Origin of the sequence: Micromonospora sp. CA-248212 (assembly GCF_050948405.1) — a bacterium.
In the GTDB taxonomy this organism is placed as follows: Bacteria; Actinomycetota; Actinomycetes; order Mycobacteriales; family Micromonosporaceae; genus Micromonospora.
In genome coordinates this window covers 1,080,107-1,094,856 of sequence record NZ_CP192023.1, presented here as the reverse complement: position 1 = coordinate 1,094,856, position 14,750 = coordinate 1,080,107, and the positions used below count along the sequence as shown (strand labels likewise).

Genomic DNA, 14,750 nt, shown 5'->3' with positions numbered 1-14,750 from the left:
TCGCCGGTCAGCCGAAGAGCACCCGGCCCCAGTGGTCGCCACCGTCGCGTACGCCGGGCGGGCAGGCGAACAGGCCGCTGGAGACGTGCCGCAGGTACTCGTTCATCACGTCGTGGCGGGCCAACTGGGTCTGGATCGGCACGAACTGCTTGCGCGGGTCCCGCTGGTACGCGATGAAGAAGAGACCGGCGTCGAGCCGGCCGAGACCGTCCGAGCCGTCGACGAAGTTGTAGCCCCGGCGCAGCAGGTGCGCGCCGTTGTTGCGGCTCGGATGGGCGAGGGCGACGTGGGCGTGCTCGGCGATCAGCGGCTTGCCGTCGTCACCGCGCGCCGCGAAGTCCGGCTCGTCGAACTCCTTGCTGCGCCCCAGCGGGGCGCCGCTGCCCTTGGTCCGGCCGACGATCTCCTCCTGCTCGACCAGGGAGGTCCGGTCCCAGGTCTCCACGAGCATCCGGATCTTGCGGGTGACCAGGTACGACCCGCCCGTCATCCAGTCCGGCCCGTCGCCGGGCTGCACCCACAACTGGTCGCGCAGCAGGTCGGTCTCCTCGGCCTTGAGGTTGGCCGTGCCGTCCTTGAAGCCGAACAGGTTGCGCGCGGTCGCCTGGTCGCGGGAGGTCGACGACGTACGACCGAAGCCGAGCTGCGACCAGCGGACGCTGACCACACCCATGCCGATCCGCGCGAGGTTGCGGATCGCGTGCACCGCCACCTGGGGATCGTTGGCGCACGCCTGCACACACAGGTCGCCGCCGGAGATCGGGGCCTGCAACGCGTCGCCGGGGAACTTCGGCAGCTCCGCCAGCGCGGCCGGGCGGCGGTCGGCGATACCGAACCGGTCCCGCCCGTCCGCGTCGCGGAACAGCGTGGGCCCGAAGCCGATGGTCAGGGTGAGCTGCGACGGCGGGAGGCCGAGCGCTTCGCCGGTGTCGTCCGGCGGGGCCTCGGGCATCCCGCCGACCGCCCCGAGGACACCGGCGTCCCGGCCGGCGGTCATCCGGGCGGCGGCGGCCGTCCACTCTTCGAGCATCGCGACCAGGCGGGCCCGGTCCTTCGTGATGACGTCGAAGGCGACGAAGTGCAGCCGATCCTGCGCGGGGGTGACGATGCCGGCCTGGTGCTCGCCGAAGAACGGCACCGCGCCCGCCGGGTGGTCGCTGGCCGCCGCCGGACCACGCGAGTCGCCGACCAGCGCGCCCGCGCCGGCGGCGACGCCCGCGACTCCGGCCACCCCGGCGCCGGCGAGCGTGATAGCCCGCCGACGGGTCAACCTGCGTACGCTCATCGACTCGACTCCCCCTGCGTCCCGGTCACTTCGCGACGACTGCGGCGACCTTGCTGATCGGCTCGGCGAGCGCGTTAATGCCGTCCGAGAGTTCCTTGAGCTCGGCCTTGCTCAACGCGGTGTGCAGCTTCCACCCGTCGCCGTCGCGGTGCTTGCCGAGCTGCGCCTCGACGTTCGCGAACTCGGTGTCGAGCTGCTTGACCAGCTCCGGCGAACGCTGCTCCAGCGCGGGCCGAAGGGCCGAAAGGGCCGCCTTGGAACCTTCCAGGTTGGCGGCGAAGTCCCACAGGTCGGTGTGCGAGTAGCGGTCCTCCTCGCCAGTGATCTTGCCGCTGGCAACCTCGTCGAGCAGCTCCTTCGCGCCGTTGGCGAGCTGCAACGGGGAGAGCTTCTCGGCGTTGGCCTTCGCCACGATCTCCTTGACGTCGGCCAGCAGCCGGTCGGCGATCGGACCGTCCTTGCTGATGTCGCCGGACTGCCAGAGGTCCTTCTCGATCCGGTGGAAGCCGGTGAACTCCATCCCCTCCTCGATGACCTCCTCGCGGCCGTCGATCTTGGGGTCGAGGTCGCCGAAGATCTCCGCCACCGGCTCGATCCGCTCCCAGTAGGTGCGCGCGACCGGGTACAGCGTCTTGGCCTTCGCCACGTCGCCGGCCTTCACGGCGGCGACGAAATCCTCGGTCTTCTCCAGCAGCGCCCCGGTCTGGCTCTTGACGTAGCGCTGGTAGTTGTCGGTGGCGCCGGCCAGGGCGGCGTCGGCGGTAAGCGGCTGCGCGGACCCGCTGACCTTGAGCGCGCCCCGGATGCCCTTGCCGCTCATGCCCGGCTTGCAGGCCGTCTCGTACGTGCCGGCGGGCAGCTCGACGTGCAGCTCACGGCTCAACCCGGGCGCGATGTTCTCCACCTCGCCCATGACCCGGTCGCCGGAGGCGTACACGTAGAACTCGGTGACCTTCGCGCCCGAGTTGGTGATCTTGAAGGTGGCCGTTCCGGCGCCGAGGTCGGTCGTGGCGACGTCGCAGGCCGTGTCGGTGGCCTTGACCACGATCGGGCCGCCCGCCGCGTCCGACTTATCGCTGTCGGCCTTGGAACAGGCGGCGACGCCGGCCGTCGCCAGCACGCCGGCAGCGGCCAGCGCGAAGAATCGGGTGGTACGCATCTGTGCTGTCTCTCCTCGTGGGGTCAGGCACGCTGCGGCGCGGATGCCGCCTCTGCCTCGGCGCCGGTGTCGGCCCCGCGTTCGGTGACGGTGGTGGTGGACGGCGACGTGCGCTCGGACGCCTCGACACCGGGCCCCGAGGCCGCGGCCGGCGCCGGCGTGGCGGGCGCCGCCGGGCCCGTCGTGGCCGCGCCCGATGCCGGGGTACGGCGGGTCGGGCGAAGGAAGAGCAGCAGGACGGGTACGGCGTACCCGATCCAGGCGATGGTCTCGAGCACGGTGGGCGCGGGGGTCACGTTGAACATGCCGGCCAGCAGCGCCGCGTACCAGGTGGTCGGGTCGAGCACGGCGGTGATGTCGAACGCCAGGTCGCCGAGGCCGGGCAGGACACCGGCCTCCTGGAAGTCGTGCACGCCGTACTTGAGGATGCCGGCGGCGACCAGGATCAGCAGCGCGCCGGTCCAGGTGAAGAACTTGCTGAGGTTGATCTTGAGGGCGCTGGCGTAGAGCAGCACGCCGAGGACCACGGCGGTCACGATGCCGCCGATGAGCGCGAGCAGCGGCCCACTGTCCCCGGCCGCGCCCTGAGCCGCGGAGTAGAAGATCAGCGCGGTCTCCAGGCCCTCGCGGATCACGGCGAGGAAGGCCATCCCGGCGACGGCGAGCGACCCGACGGCGAGCGCCTCGGTCAACTTGCCGCGGAGTTCACCCGCGATGGTGCGGGCCGCCTTGCGCATCCAGAAAATCATCCAGGTGACGAACACCACGGCGGCGACGGAGGTGATCGCCTCGAACAGCTCGCGATCCTCGGAACGCGCCAGCAGCGAGGTCGAGGTGTACTCGATGAGCCAGCCGAACAGCACGGAGAGCGCGACGGCCAGGCCGACGCCCGCCCACACCTGGGGCAACCGGTCCCGGCGCTGCGACTTCACCAGGAAGGCGACCAGGATGCTGACCACCAGGGTCGCTTCCAGGCCCTCCCGCAGGCCGATCAGGTAGGTGGCGAACATCCCCGCTCCGTGTTCATTAGGCACGCCTTCACTAACTTAGGGCAGCCATACCTTCCTCCAGTTCAGCAGCCTCGTCAAGTTGTTCATGGCAAGCTCACTCTTCCCGTGACCTGGCCTTCGACGCCCCGCCGCACGCCGTTCACCGACCGGCCGTGCGAGGATCCCCGTCGTGAAAGCCTTCCTGCCGTGGCTTGCGGTGCTGGCCGTGGTGATGCTGCTCAGCGCGCTACGCCAGCGAACCCTGGCCACCGTCGTGTCGCTGGCCTGGCTGGCCTGGTGCGCCTGGACCTGGCTACGCCCCACCCGCCGCCGCAACTAACCCGCGCCCCGCGCCCCGCGCCCCGCGCCCCGCGCCCCGCGCCCCGCGCCCCGCGCCCCGCGCCCCGCGCCCCGCGCCCCGCGCCCCGCGCCCCGCGCCCCGCGCCCCGCGCCCCGCGCCCCGCGCCCCGCGCCCCGCGCCCCGCGCCCCGCGCCCCGCGCCCCGCGCCCAAGATCGTCACAGTTTCGGGGATGTTGCTGCATCCGCCACGCGGGAGGCAGCAACATCCCCGAGGTTGCTGCCATCCCCCGCCCCGCCCGCCCACAGCCCGCGCGATCTTGCACATTCGGTGGTGACATAGCGGTCCAGAAGGCGCAAATCCCCAACCGAAACTGCAAGATCGCGGGGCGGGGCGAGGGCGGGGCGGGGCGGGGCCGGACGGAGTGGGTGGGGTGGAGACGACGAACCGGGCCGGCTGCTCGCAGCCGGCCCGGTTCAGGAGATGTTGATCAGTAGCGGTAGTGGTCCGGCTTGAACGGGCCCTCGGGGGACACGCCCAGGTACGCGGCCTGCTCCTTGGTGAGCGTGCTCAGCTTCGCGCCCAGCGCACCGAGGTGCAGCCGGGCCACCTTCTCGTCCAGGTGCTTGGGCAGCACGTAGACGCCGACCGGGTACTCCTCGGTCTTGGTGAACAGCTCGATCTGGGCGATCGTCTGGTTGGCGAACGAGTTCGACATGACGAAGCTCGGGTGCCCGGTGGCGTTGCCCAGGTTCAGCAGGCGCCCCTCGGACAGCACGATGACGGCGTGCCCGTCGGCGAAGCGCCACAGGTCGACCTGCGGCTTGATGTTGACCCGCTCCACGTCGGAGCGCTTCGCCAGGCCGGCCATGTCGATCTCGTTGTCGAAGTGGCCGATGTTGCCGACGATGGCCTGGTGCTTCATCCGGGCCATGTGCTCGTTGGTGATGACGTCGAAGCAGCCGGTGGCGGTGATGAAGATGTCCGCCTGCTCGACCACGTCGTCCAGGGTGGCGACCTGGTAGCCGTCCATCGCCGCCTGCAGGGCGCAGATCGGGTCGACCTCGGTCACCACGACCCGGGCGCCCTGACCGCGCAGCGACTCGGCGCAGCCCTTGCCCACGTCGCCGTAGCCCATCACCACGGCCATCTTGCCGCCGATCAGCACGTCGGTGGCCCGGTTGATGCCGTCGATCAGGGAGTGCCGGCAGCCGTACTTGTTGTCGAACTTGCTCTTGGTCACCGAGTCGTTGACGTTGATAGCCGGGAAGAGCAGCGTGCCGGCACGGTGCATCTCGTAGAGGCGGTGCACGCCGGTGGTGGTCTCCTCGGTCACGCCCTTGATGCCGGCCGCGATCTGAGTCCAGCGCTGGCCGGCCTCGCCCAGCGAGCGGTGCAGCAGCTCGAGGATGACCGCGTACTCCTCGGAGTCGGCGGACTCGACCGGCGGCACGACGCCGGCCTTCTCGAACTCGGCGCCCCTGTGCACGAGCAGGGTGGCGTCACCGCCGTCGTCGAGGATCATGTTCGGGCCCTGCCCGTCCGGCCAGAGGAGCACCTGCTCGGTGCACCACCAGTACTCGGGCAGCGTCTCGCCCTTCCAGGCGTACACCGGGACGCCGGCGGGGGCGTCGGGGGTGCCGTCCGGGCCGACGACGATCGCGGCGGCGGCGTGGTCCTGGGTGGAGAAGATGTTGCAGGACGCCCAGCGAACCTGCGCCCCGAGGGCGACCAGCGTCTCGATCAGGACGGCGGTCTGGATGGTCATGTGCAGCGAGCCGGTGATCCGCGCGCCGGCGAGCGGCTGCGCCTCGGCGAACTCCCGCCGGATCGCCATCAGACCGGGCATCTCGTGCTCGGCGAGCTGGATCTCCTTGCGCCCGAACTCGGCGAGCGACAGATCCGCCACCTTGAAGTCGCCCTCGGCGAGCGTGCTCGGCCGGGCCTCGGACGGCGTACCGCTGGCGGCCGCCGGGAGGGTGCTGGTCATGAAAGCTCCTGTCGAACGATGTCTGCGCCGATCCTCCACCTTACGCGCGCCAGCGACGTCCGCCGGGGGACGGGCGGCGGACAGCGCACGGGGCGGTCGGTGGTGGACAGACCCGCTGCCCACCTCCGCCCGCCCCGCGCATCCCCCCGGTTTGGTTCCCCGCACGTTGTCGGACCGTCGTCGCGATAACGCTGCGTACTCATAGAGTCACACTCAGGCAAAGCTGAGTCAAGCTATTCCGGGAAAGTCGGACTTGTGTCGAGTCAGCGTAGGCCCGACGTCGCCACGTACGCCTCGCCGTCGCCGCTGATCCGCAGCGGCTCGCCGGCCGCCGTGCCGATCGCCGCCGTGCCGGACGTCAACGTCAGAGCGCCCGCCCCGTCATCGACCGTCACCGAGCCCGCGCCGCAGAGCACCACCCGGGGACCGGGCAGGGCCAGCGTGGCCTCCGGCACGTCCGCGCCGACCCGCACCCGGTGCAGCGCGAAGTCGTCCACCGGCACCGCCCAGCAGTCCACCCCCGGGGCGACGTGCCGGGCGGCGCGCACCGGATCATCGAGCACCTCGAAGCGCAGCACCCGCACCAACTCGTCCACGTCGACGCGCTTCGGCGTGAGACCGCCGCGCAGCACGTTGTCGCTGGCCGCCATGATCTCGACGCCACAGCCGCTGAGGTACGCGTGCAGGTTGCCCGCGGGCATCCAGATCGCCTCGCCCGGCACCAGCCGCACATGGTGCAGCAGTAGCGCCACCAGCACGCCCGGGTCGCCCGGATAGGCCTTCGCCAGCCGGCGGGCCAACTCGGAGTCCGGGCCGTCGGCCGCCGACGCCAGGACGGCCCGCAGCAGCCCGTCGCGCTCCGCGACCGGCCAGCCGAGCAGCGTGGCCACCGCCGTGCGCAGGCCCGCCGGCCCGATCCGCAGCGCGTCGACCACGGGCCCCAACTCGGGTACGCCGAACGCGGCGAGCGCCTCGGCCGACTCCACCGGATCGCGGAAGCCGCACAGCGCCTCGAACGGGGTGAGCGCGACCAACAACTCCGGCTTGTGATGCGGGTCGGAGTAGTTGCGCTCCCCCGCCGGGAGGTCCGCCTCCGCCGCGAACCCCGCCCGGGCCTGCTCGGCATCCGGGTGGGCCTGCAGGCTCAGCGGCGAGTCGGCGGCGAGGACCTTGAGCAGGAACGGCAGCCGGCTGCCGAAACGGCCGGCCACCCGTTGGCCCAGCCACTGCCCCGGCTCGTCGCGTACCAGGTCACAGAGGCTCACCCGGGCTCCGGCGCGCTCCACGCTGGCCGGGGCGCCCGGGTGGGCGCCCAACCACAGCTCCGCCTCCGGGCCGGGGCTGGGCACCGGTCGCCCCTGCAGCAGCGCGATGGCGGAGCGGGACCCCCAGGCGTAGTCCCGGATCGGTCCGTACAGCGGTTCCACCGTCTCAGACCCCGGGCCGCCCGACCGCCTCGCCCGCGGACTCCTCCGGCTGCGGTACGGCGGTGTCGGCAGCGGCGCCGGTGCCCGCCTTGGCGGCGGCGACGCTGTAGATGTCCGGCTCCAGGTAGATCACCCGGGCGATCGGCACGGCGGTACGGATACGCGCCTCGACCGCGTTGATGCCGCGGGCCAGGTCGTGCGCGCTCTCGCAGGCCGGTACGCCGATCTTCGCGGCCACCATCAGCTCTTCCGGGCCCAGGTAGAGCGTCTTCATGTGGATGATCCGCTCCACCTCGGGGCCCTCGGTGATGGCCCGCTCGATGGCCGCCAGGTCCTGCTGTTCGGCACCCTCACCGAGGAGCAGGCTCTTGGTCTCGATGGCCAGCACGATGGCGATGACCACCAGCAGGACGCCGATCATCGCGGTGCCGGCGGCGTCCCACCGACCGTCGCCGGTGGCCAGGGTCATGCCGACGCCGAACAGCGCGAAGACCAGACCGACCAGGGCGCCGAAGTCCTCCAGCAGCACCACCGGCAACTCCGGCGCCTTGGCCCGCCGGATGAAACGCACCCAGGACTGCTTGCCCCGGATGTGGTTGGACTCCTTGATCGCCGTCCGGAAGGAGAACGACTCCATGGCGATCGCCGCCAGCAGCACCGCCACCGGAAGCCACTGCCACTCGGTGATGCCGTGCGGATCCGACCACTTGTGGTACGCCTCGTAGAGGGCGAACAGGCCACCGATGCTGAACAGCACGATCGACACGATGAACGCGTAGATGTAGCGCTCCCGGCCGTACCCGAACGGGTGTTCCGGCGTGGCCGCGCGCTTCGCCCGCTTGCCACCGAGCAGCAGCAGACCCTGGTTGCCGGAGTCGGCCACCGAGTGGACCGCCTCGGCCAGCATCGACGAGGACCCGGAGAGCAGGAACGCGATGAACTTGGTGACGGCGATGCCGACATTGGCCAGCAGGGCGGCGACGATCGCCTTCGTCCCGCCGTTCGCGCTCACGCCGCCACTCCGCTTCGCGTCGTGGTGACATTCGTGCCGCGCCGCCCCCTGCTTTCGTTCACTGGTTCGACAGCTCCTTCATCTCGGTGATGGCCGGTACGGCCATCGGGTCCAACCCATGTGCCAGAGCAAGATAGATCGAGGCGAAGTCCGGTACGGCGATCAGCGAGGCCAGCCGCTCCAGAGCCGACCCGCCCTCGGCGGTCACCACGTCGCACCGCACGCCACGGCGCTCGGCGAGGGTCTGCACCGCGTCCGCGCGGCGCTCCTCGACGGCGAGCGGCTCGTCCGTGTCGTCGTCGGCGTTGAGCCCACCGTCGCGCAGCAGCACCAGCCGCAGCCGGGTGCCCTCGCCGTCGTCCTCCGACGGGTCGGCGAAGATGTCCCGCTCCCCCTCGGCCAGGCCGCCGAAGACGCCGTCCAGCAGCCCGACCCGCCCCCGCCCGGCCTCGCCCAGCGCCCCGGTGACCACCGGGTAGCGGGCGTTCGCGGACAGGGTGTCGCCGAACCGGCGGGCCGCCACGGTCGCCAGCGGCGACGAGCCCCACACGATCGGGATCGAGCCGGCCAGGCCCAGCGCCAACGACTTGGCCGGGTTGACGAACGACTCGGCGGTGGACCGGCAGCGGTCGGCGTCCGCGTCGAGCCGGGCCGCCGTCTCCGCCAGGTCCGCCTCGTTGACCTTCACCAGGCCGAGCGACCGCGCCGCCAGCAGGACCGGCACGGTGAGCGCCCAGAGGCTGGCCCGGGCCGGCGCCCGTCGGGGCACCGGGATGAACGGCGCGCGGGCCCGCTCGGCCACCGACTGCAACTGCGAGTCCGGTGCGCCCACCGCGACCAGTCGAGCGCCGCGCCGGTGCGCGGCCTCGGCGGCGCCGAGCGCCTCCGGGCTGCGACCCGACGCGCTCACCGCGATCACCACGTCGGCGGCGCCCACCCAACCGGGTACGCCCGAGCTGCGGTGCCCGATGATCGGGACCGGGCAGCGCGGCCCGGCGACCGTGGCCAGCACGTCACCGGTACGCCCGGCCGTGCCGATGCCGGCGATCACCACGGCCCGGGGCCGCCCGTCGTCGGCGAGCACCGCGAGGTTCGCCTCGGCGGCCAGCGCCGCGCTCTCGCGTACCTGGGCGCCACCCGAGGCGGTGTGTCGCAGCATGTCGCCCGGGTCGTGCTCGGCCAGCGCGTTCGGGTTGTCGAGCAGGGCCTCGTCGGCGTCGCGCCGACCGCTCACCCCGGCCGTACCGTCGATCATGGCTGCTGCCCGGGGCCGCCACGCGCCTCGTCGAGGAGCAGCACCGGCACATCGTCGCGGACCTCGAAGATCCGACCGCACTCCGTGCAGGTCAACGTCTGCGCCTCCGCGTCGTAGGTCAGCGGGGCGTGGTGCGTGTCCGGGCAGGCGAGGATCTCGAGCAACTGCGGATCCAGGGCCATGGCACGGCTCCTTCCACGAGTGCGGGTCACCGACGGCGGTGCCGACCGGCGCAGGCGATCTTATCGGCGAACGCGGTCGAGCACCTCGTCCCGGAGCGAGACCATCCGCTCGCGGGTGGGCGCCTCGACGTTGAGCCGCAGCAGCGGCTCGGTGTTGGAGGCACGCAGGTTGAACCACGCGCCGTCTTCGAAGCGCAGCGTCAGCCCGTCCATCTCGTCGGTCGTCGCGTCCGGGTACGCGGCCCGCACGTCGGCCACCGCCGCGGCCTGGTCGGCGACCGTCGAGTTGATCTCGCCGGAGGCGACGTAGCGCTCGTACTCGCCGGCCAGCACGGACAACGGCAGCGACTGCTCGCCCAGGGCGGCCAGCGTGTGCATCGCGGCGAGCATCCCGGTGTCGGCGAACCAGAAGTCCCGGAAGTAGTAGTGGGCGGAGTGCTCCCCGCCGAAGACGGCGTTGGTGCGGGCCATCTCCGCCTTGATGAAGGAGTGCCCGACCCGGGCCACCACCGGCTCCCCACCATGCTCACGGATGATCTCCGCGACCGCGCTGGAGGTGATCAGACCGTGGATCACGGTGGAGCCTGGATGCTTGGCCAGCTCCCGCGCCGCCACCAGGGCGGTGATCGCCGACGGCGAGACCGGCTCGCCGCGCTCGTCGACCACGAAGCACCGGTCGGCGTCGCCGTCGAAGGCCAGGCCGATGTCGGCGCCGTGCTCGACGACGGCACGCTGGAGGTCGACCAGGTTCGCCGGGTCCAGCGGGTTCGCCTCGTGGTTGGGGAAACTACCGTCCAGCTCGAAGTAGAGCGGCACGATCTCCAGCGGCAGGGCCGACAGGGCGGCCTCGCCGAGCACGGTGGGGACGGTGTAGCCACCCATCCCGTTTCCGGCGTCGACAACCACCTTCAGCGGCCGGATGCCGGAGAGGTCGACCAGCTTGCGCAGGTACGCGGCGTAGTCGGGGAGCAGGTCGCGCCGCTCGGCCGGCCGGGTCGGCTCGCCCGCCGGGCGGGACGCCCCCGAGTCCAGCATCGCCTGCGCCCGGTCACGGATCTCCGCCAAGCCGCTGTCCTGGCCGATCGGCCGCGCGCCGGAGCGGCACATCTTGATGCCGTTGTACTGCGCCGGGTTGTGACTGGCCGTGAACATCGCCCCGGGCAGGCCGAGCGAGCCGGAGGCGAAGTAGAGCAGGTCGGTGGAGGCGAGCCCGATCTCGATCACCGAGCGCCCCTCGGCCCGTACCCCGGCGGCGAAGGCGGCCGCCAGGCCGGGCGAGCTGGCCCGCATGTCGTACCCGACGACGACGGCGTCACCGGGCTCGTCAGTGGCGTTGAGCAGCTGGGTGAAGGCGGCCCCGAGCGCCTCGGCGACCCGTTCGTCCCACTGGTCCGGCACCGTCCCTCGGACGTCGTACGCCTTCACGATCTGGGACAGATCAGACACTAGTTCCGCTCCTTGGCCGCAGGTTTCCAACGAACCTGAGCGTATCGGAGCGACCGGGCCGCGCCCCGCTCAGCCGGGGAGCCGGGGCATGAACACGGTGTGGTCGCCGTCGTCCGGCCGGGGCCGAGCACCCGGATCGGCGGGTGCGCCCGGCATGACCTGAGTGGCGTCCGGCATGACCTGAGTGGCGTCCGGCGAGGGCGTGGCGGGTCGTGCCCCGTAGACGCCGCCGGGGGCGGGTCGCGGAACGGGCACCGCCGGTGGCTGCTGGCCGTACACCGGGCCGGGGTGACCGGGCACGGCCGGCGACCCACCACCGGCGCGGTAGGTGGTCCCACCGGGGTTGCCCGGCAGCGGGCCGGGCTCGTCGGTCGGCGTGCGGTCCTGCCGGGAGCGGCGGACCAGCAGCACGATCAACAGCACACCCACCGCCACCATCGCGATGCCGAAGAACATGATCGGCGAACCACCACCACCGGACTCGGCGGCCACCGCCGTCGTCGAGGGTGCGACGGAGGCCGGGCCCAGTGCGGCCGGGTCCACCACCTCGCCCGCCGCCGCGACCTCGGTCGGGGTCGGGGTCGGGGTCGGGGTGGGCTTCTTCGACGGCGTCGGCGTGGGCGACGGGGAAAGTCGCCCGGCGACCTTGGCCGTGTCGCTGCCCTGCCCCAACTGCTGTCCGGCGGCGGTGAGACCCACACCGGTCACGGAGAGCCGACCACCCGGCGTACCGGCGGCGAACGCCACCCGGTACCGCACGGTGATGCCCTTGCCCTTGCACAGCGTCGGCTTGGCCGGCGAGGTCTGCGCGGTCGTCACGCTGCCACCACCGCCGGACACGCCCACCGGAAACCAGCGCCCGCCCGCGTTGACCTGGACCGCCACCTGATCCGGCTGAAGACCCTCAAGGCTCAGGCCCAGAGCGGTACGCAGCAGGACGCATCCCTCGGAGCGCTTGCGCACCGCGACGTTCACTCCCTGAGGGGAACCTCCGGCGGCGAAGCTGCTGGCCGCACCCACACGGACCGAGTCTTCGTCGGCCAGCGCGGGTGACGCACCGAGCATCACCAGGCCGACCAACAGACCGCAGACCGTCGCGAGCCGTGCGGCACGTCGACGCAGCGTCATGATCACCTCACCGTTCCTCCCCGGGTGGGGTCCGCCGGACAGGCTACTACCGGGCCACTCCCACCACCGGTCATAGAGCGGTCGGTATGTGTGCGGCGTTACGGTCTACGCCCCGCGTCCGCCGCCGTCTCCGGCCCGGGCGAGAGCGTCGCGGCAGAGCCGGTCGGCGGTGCGCGTCGTCTCGGGAAGGCGATAGCGCGGAGTCAACGCGAGCACCCGGGCAGTGGCGTTCTCCAGACTCATCCGGTGCCCGACGCTCACGAAGACCGGCTTGACGCCGTCCCGGGTACGCACCACCCGACCGAGCACCTCACCCCCGTCGCGCAACGCCGACCAGGCGCCCCGCTCGGCGGCCGGGGCTTCCCACTCGCCGACCAGCGGCGTCTTCCCCACTCCGATGGCGGGCAGGCCGGTGACCACCCCGAGGTGACAGGCCAGCCCGAACCGGCGCGGATGCGCCAGCCCGTGCCCGTCACAGACCAGCAGGTCCGGGACGGTCTTCACCGCGTCGAGGGCGGCGAGCAGAGCCGGCGCCTCGCGGAAGGCGAACAACCCCGGCACGTAGTCGAACGCGGGCCGGCCGACGCTGACCGCCGAATCCACCACGGTCAGCGTCCGAGCATCCAACACGGTCACGGCCGCCGCGAGGAGGTCACCGCTCTCGGCGTACGCCACGTCCAGGCCGGCCACCGTGTCCGGCGCGAGCGGGCCGGGCCCGACCAGGTCGACCAGCGGCCGCAACTCCTCCTGTACGGCCACCGCCTCGGCGACCGAACGTGGAGTCCGGGTGAGCGCCGCCCTTGATCCACTCGATTTCGGCGACGTCGCGGTATCCCGCGCCCCCGGACAGCCCGACATCGGCGATGTCGAGTCGATCACGCTCGGCGCCGGCATACCGGTCACCTTGACGCCCGACCTGCTCTAGCGGGAGGACCGGCTCGCATCGCCGTCCTCGGCTGGAGTCGACGCCTCGACAGGTTCCCCATCGGCGCCGTCGTCGACCCGCCTCCGGGTAGCACCGAACGCGACACCGACGACGACGGCCATGGCGACACCGAACGCCACCCCTCCCTTCGGGCCGAACGAAGGGATACCGATCGCCAGGCCGAACAGGAGGCCGACCGCCCACGCCCAGAAACCGGAGCTGCTGCTGCCCGTAGTGGATCTCGCCATGGAGCGATGTTAATAAACACGGTCAACCGCCGTTCGGCGCTACGGAGCGGGCCGCGCCGCGCACCGGTGCGCCCACAGGATGCTCAGGCGAGCTTCAGCTCGTCGCGGGCCTCGTCGATCCACCGGACGATGCCGTACGCGCCGCTGCCGGTAGCCAGTGACGTGGCCTCGTCGAGCAAGCCACGGGCGGCGTCCCGGTCACCGTCGCTCGCCGCCAGGTCCGCCAGACCGATCAGATTCGCCGCCACCCCCGGCGTGAAGGACACCTTCCGGCGCAACCGCGTCGACTCCTCCAGCAACTCCCGCGCCGCCTCGACCCGGCCGGCGGCCTGCTCGCCGAAGCAGAGGTGCCGCAACACGTACGAGAGGGTCAGCTCGTCCCCCGCCTCCGTCGCCAGCTCACGCGCCCGCGCGAAGGCCGGGTCGGCGGCGGCCTGGTCCTGCCGGATCACCTGGTGGACCGTGCCCACCCAGAACAGCGCCTCACCCTCGCCACGGGCGTCGCCCACCTCGCGGTAGAGCTGCGCCGCCCGCTCGAAGAGCGGCAGCTCGGCCGCGTCCTCCGTGCCGGTCTCGAGGAAACGGGCGTGCAACAGCCGTCCACGAGCCAGGGCGGTGTCCGCCTCCACCGCGACGAGATCCCGCTCGGCCTCGTCCAACGACGTCGAGTCACCACCGAAGACCGCCTGCTCGTAGCGCTCCTGCGCCCGCGTCAACCGGACGTCGAACCCCTCGGCCATCACTGACCCACCCTTCCGTCAATACGCTCGCGTAGGAGATCGGCGTGGCCATTGTGCCGCGCGTACTCCTCGATCATGTGCACCAGAAGCCTGCGCAGAACGATGACGTTGCCGTCGCGTTGCCGCCCCTGCACGTCGAGATCCGCAGCCTCGCTCACGAACTGTTCGGCGAACGCCACCTCCGCACGCCAGGCCCGGTACGCCTCGTCGACCACCGTCGGATCGGCGACCGCGCCGTCGAAGTCGCCGTCCGGATCGTCGTCCGAGCAGTACCGCTGGGGCGCGACCTGGCCGGCCATCGTCCTGCGGAACCAGCCGCGCTCCACCTCGGCCAGGTGACGGATCAACCCGAGCAGCGACATCGTCGACGGTGGCACCGACCGCCGGGCCAACTGCTCGGCGTTCAGGCCGTCGCACTTCAACTCGAAGGTGAGGCGTTGGTCGCGCAGGTACTCGACGAGAACGGCCCGCTCGTCGGCGAAGTTACCGTCCGAGCGTGGGTCGTCGTCCGGATGGACGAACAGGTACGACCAACCGAAGGTCCGCGTGGGTTCGCCGCCGGAGGTCGCCGCCTCGGCGCGTGAATCAGCCATACGACGACTCTCGTCGATACCCGCCCACACCGGCAACCGGGAACCCACTCGGTCGCCCGCGCCGGTCAGCGG

Annotated in this window: 16 protein-coding genes; 2 read left to right on the top strand and 14 right to left on the bottom strand. The window is 72.0% G+C overall.

All coding sequences use genetic code 11. The features are described from left to right. Nucleotides 1-7 precede the first annotated feature (7 nt). The 3 genes from efeB to efeU are packed head-to-tail and all read right to left on the bottom strand — an operon-like array spanning nucleotide 8 to nucleotide 3,454. On the bottom strand, nucleotides 8-1,285 hold the full coding sequence (gene efeB, locus ACQP03_RS05155) for an iron uptake transporter deferrochelatase/peroxidase subunit (protein WP_357172804.1): 1,278 nt from the start codon (nucleotides 1,283-1,285) through the stop codon (nucleotides 8-10). A 25-nt stretch (nucleotides 1,286-1,310) separates the two neighbouring features. Continuing rightward, nucleotides 1,311-2,444 (bottom strand): iron uptake system protein EfeO, encoded by a 1,134-nt coding sequence (efeO, locus tag ACQP03_RS05150; RefSeq protein WP_357134733.1) that lies wholly within the window; start codon nucleotides 2,442-2,444, stop codon nucleotides 1,311-1,313. Between the two features lie 23 nt (nucleotides 2,445-2,467). Next, nucleotides 2,468-3,454, bottom strand: a complete 987-nt coding sequence (efeU, locus tag ACQP03_RS05145) for an iron uptake transporter permease EfeU (RefSeq protein WP_357134731.1) — start codon at nucleotides 3,452-3,454, stop codon at nucleotides 2,468-2,470. 169 nt (nucleotides 3,455-3,623) lie between these two features. Here efeU and ACQP03_RS05140 point away from each other — a divergent pair, with 169 nt between their 5' ends. Beyond that, nucleotides 3,624-3,773: a hypothetical protein gene (locus ACQP03_RS05140; protein ID WP_357134730.1), complete on the top strand. Its 150-nt coding sequence runs from the start codon at nucleotides 3,624-3,626 to the stop codon at nucleotides 3,771-3,773. 449 nt (nucleotides 3,774-4,222) lie between these two features. Here the strand turns inward: ACQP03_RS05140 and ahcY are convergent, their stop codons facing one another. From ahcY to ACQP03_RS05100, 8 genes are all read right to left on the bottom strand, one after another. Then, a complete protein-coding gene (gene ahcY, locus ACQP03_RS05135; protein WP_433460398.1) occupies nucleotides 4,223-5,722 on the bottom strand; it encodes an adenosylhomocysteinase in 1,500 nt (499 codons plus the stop codon). Nucleotides 5,723-5,985: 263 nt separating this feature from the next. Next, nucleotides 5,986-7,149, bottom strand: coding sequence for a mannose-6-phosphate isomerase, class I (gene manA / locus ACQP03_RS05130; RefSeq protein ID WP_433460396.1), 1,164 nt, complete (start codon nucleotides 7,147-7,149; stop codon nucleotides 5,986-5,988). Nucleotides 7,150-7,153: 4 nt separating this feature from the next. Continuing rightward, entirely contained in the window at nucleotides 7,154-8,161 is a 1,008-nt protein-coding gene (locus ACQP03_RS05125; RefSeq protein ID WP_357129874.1) for a cation diffusion facilitator family transporter, read from the bottom strand. A 58-nt stretch (nucleotides 8,162-8,219) separates the two neighbouring features. Continuing rightward, nucleotides 8,220-9,416 carry an SIS domain-containing protein gene (locus ACQP03_RS05120; protein ID WP_357129876.1) on the bottom strand — a complete coding sequence of 399 codons (1,197 nt, stop codon included), beginning with the start codon at nucleotides 9,414-9,416 and terminating at the stop codon, nucleotides 8,220-8,222. Further along, the gene (locus ACQP03_RS05115; RefSeq protein ID WP_363660144.1) at nucleotides 9,413-9,598 is read right to left on the bottom strand and encodes a Trm112 family protein; all 186 of its coding nucleotides are present in this window, start codon (nucleotides 9,596-9,598) and stop codon (nucleotides 9,413-9,415) included. The genes ACQP03_RS05120 and ACQP03_RS05115 overlap by 4 nt, the downstream gene beginning before the upstream one ends. 60 nt (nucleotides 9,599-9,658) lie before the next feature. After that, complete coding sequence (locus ACQP03_RS05110; RefSeq protein ID WP_357129880.1) at nucleotides 9,659-11,044, bottom strand: phosphomannomutase/phosphoglucomutase; 1,386 nt, start codon at nucleotides 11,042-11,044, stop codon at nucleotides 9,659-9,661. 69 nt (nucleotides 11,045-11,113) lie between these two features. Beyond that, entirely contained in the window at nucleotides 11,114-12,172 is a 1,059-nt protein-coding gene (locus ACQP03_RS05105; RefSeq protein WP_433460393.1) for a hypothetical protein, read from the bottom strand. A 105-nt stretch (nucleotides 12,173-12,277) separates the two neighbouring features. Then, nucleotides 12,278-12,931 (bottom strand): endonuclease V, encoded by a 654-nt coding sequence (locus ACQP03_RS05100; protein WP_396832639.1) that lies wholly within the window; start codon nucleotides 12,929-12,931, stop codon nucleotides 12,278-12,280. A 28-nt stretch (nucleotides 12,932-12,959) separates the two neighbouring features. On the opposite strand from ACQP03_RS05100, the gene ACQP03_RS05095 reads away from it, so the two are divergent. Continuing rightward, nucleotides 12,960-13,097: a hypothetical protein gene (locus ACQP03_RS05095; RefSeq protein ID WP_363660145.1), complete on the top strand. Its 138-nt coding sequence runs from the start codon at nucleotides 12,960-12,962 to the stop codon at nucleotides 13,095-13,097. Here ACQP03_RS05095 and ACQP03_RS05090 read toward each other — a convergent pair. The 3 genes from ACQP03_RS05090 to ACQP03_RS05080 all read right to left on the bottom strand — a co-directional run bounded on the left by ACQP03_RS05090 (nucleotide 13,094) and on the right by ACQP03_RS05080 (nucleotide 14,678). Further along, nucleotides 13,094-13,345 (bottom strand): hypothetical protein, encoded by a 252-nt coding sequence (locus tag ACQP03_RS05090; protein WP_357129892.1) that lies wholly within the window; start codon nucleotides 13,343-13,345, stop codon nucleotides 13,094-13,096. The two genes, ACQP03_RS05095 and ACQP03_RS05090, sit on opposite strands and share 4 nt — an antisense overlap. An 83-nt stretch (nucleotides 13,346-13,428) precedes the next feature. Then, nucleotides 13,429-14,085, bottom strand: coding sequence for a tetratricopeptide repeat protein (locus ACQP03_RS05085; protein ID WP_357174844.1), 657 nt, complete (start codon nucleotides 14,083-14,085; stop codon nucleotides 13,429-13,431). Continuing rightward, nucleotides 14,085-14,678 (bottom strand): DinB family protein, encoded by a 594-nt coding sequence (locus ACQP03_RS05080; protein ID WP_357129898.1) that lies wholly within the window; start codon nucleotides 14,676-14,678, stop codon nucleotides 14,085-14,087. Before ACQP03_RS05080 ends, ACQP03_RS05085 begins: the two co-directional genes overlap by 1 nt. Nucleotides 14,679-14,750: the final 72 nt, after the last annotated feature.